The organism is Candidatus Kurthia intestinigallinarum (genome assembly GCF_003991225.1).
GTDB classification, from domain to species: Bacteria; Bacillota; Bacilli; order Bacillales_A; family Planococcaceae; genus Kurthia; species Kurthia populi.
The window spans coordinates 1-1,943 of record NZ_JTFC01000137.1 but is presented as its reverse complement, the minus strand read 5'-3'; the positions used below and the strand labels follow the sequence as shown (position 1 = coordinate 1,943).

The following is a 1,943-nucleotide window of genomic DNA, read 5'->3' as shown; positions in this document are numbered from 1 at the left end:
AAATAAAAAAGCATGTGAGCATACGGTACACGTCTTTTTCAGATCCTATACCCGGGTAGTGATGTATGTAAGCATTCACTGACTATGTGTAAGAACCTAATTTAGCTTGCGAAATACAGTTATATATAATAATTTGTTTACACCTTATAAGGGGAATGCATCAATGGACGTAACAAGTATAATAAGGGGTCTTTTTCCTTGGATTATAACAGCATGTTGTATTTTTGGAATAATTGGCTTTTCATTCTTAATTTATCAGAAAAAAAGAGGTCATTTACACAAACAAAAAATATATTCTTTTATCACGCTTTTATTGTTGATTTGCTGGTTTACTATTGTGTTAGGTATAACAACATTGAGCCGAGGCGCCAATTATGAAAGTATGACCAATCTTAATCTGTATAGCGGTTATATTAATGCTTGGAATAATTGGTCTTTGACAGAATTTCAACTAATTATTTTTAATATTATAATGTTTGTTCCGTTAGGAATTTTATTACCATTTTACAATAAAAAATTTAACAGTTTTACCCCAGCACTAATAGTATCATTAGGAGTTACACTTTTGATTGAATGTATTCAACTTGTAACGCAAAAAGGTATTTTTGAATTAGATGATATATTTCATAACACATTAGGAGGTATTATTGGGTTCTATTTAATTATTGGTATTAGAGATTTTGTTCAACAAAGAAAATTGAAATCATTGATTAAAGCAATAGCACTCCCTACGATTTTTAGTATCATTTTATTAATACCGTTTACTTTCTATTCGATTAAAGAATTTGGGAACATGCCGATTCTTCCTGCTGAAAGACAAGATATGGAACATGTAACAGTTGAATCAAAATTAAATTTTTCGGATGAACCGTCAAGTGCAGCAATTTACCAAAACATAAGTGCAAATGATTTAGAGAATGGGAAGAAAATAGCTACTATTTTGAGTAATGAATATGGATTAACTCAAAAAGGAAAAATATACACAGAGAGTCGCAATCGAATTTTTAAATTCGAGGACGAATCATACAATATATACCAATTGAATTATGTCTTAACAGCTGGAACATGGACGCTTACAAATTTCGCTTCTGAAGAGCTAGAAATTTCACCAGCATTTGAGAAAACACAAAAAGAATTATTCGAAAAATGGATGAAAACAAGTAAATTGTTGCCGGATGATGTTAATTATTCTCTTCAGGGTAAAGAATTACGTTGGGATGTAATAACACCTGAATCAATCAAAAATTATAATCAAGATTTTTCGATGGGTCTTGTCATGATTACACCATCTAAAACGAAGATACCAAGTACAATCTTTTACTCAATAAACGAAAATAATTTTATAAAGAATGTCGATATTATTTCCCCTAAAAAAGCATATGAAGAGATAATAAATGGGAATTTTGAAATTTACCCAGCTTTAAGTAAAGGTGATAGTTTAAATATAACTGGGGTCGATATTTCATATGTTTATGATACAAAAGGTTATTATCAACCAGTATATAATTTTGAAGTTCATCTAAATAATGAAGATTACTTCATTAATATTCAAATACCTGCAATGATGAAATCTTTAACTAACTTGCTTCGTTAGTTGAATAAGAAGGGGGAGAATGGAGTTCTCCCTCGCAACTTAACCTGCTGCGTTAATTGAAGTATTACATTCCCAAACCGACGTTTGGGAACATTATCCCCCTTATCGTTGTAAATCCGCATTTTTCTGACGGGACGCCTTAGCGTACAAAATTTCCGAAATGTTGACGGCATTCCTACTAAAATTATACCTTTTCACCTTTATATTTACAGAAAAATCAAATATTTTAATGACAACTCTGTTACAACTGTAACAAGAACGTGTGTTTCTTTAAATTACACTACATATCCGCTTATTGTCTTGGCGAACGGGAAAATACGGTTATCAAAGGTACGAAAGTAGGTGATAG

Annotated in this window: 1 protein-coding gene; it reads left to right on the top strand. The window is 31.1% G+C overall.

Annotated features, from left to right (window positions below; translation table 11 throughout):
* Positions 1–163 precede the first annotated feature (163 nt).
* Complete coding sequence (locus tag QI30_RS19190; protein ID WP_126992102.1) at positions 164–1,594, top strand: VanZ family protein; 1,431 nt, start codon at positions 164–166, stop codon at positions 1,592–1,594.
* Positions 1,595–1,943: the final 349 nt, after the last annotated feature.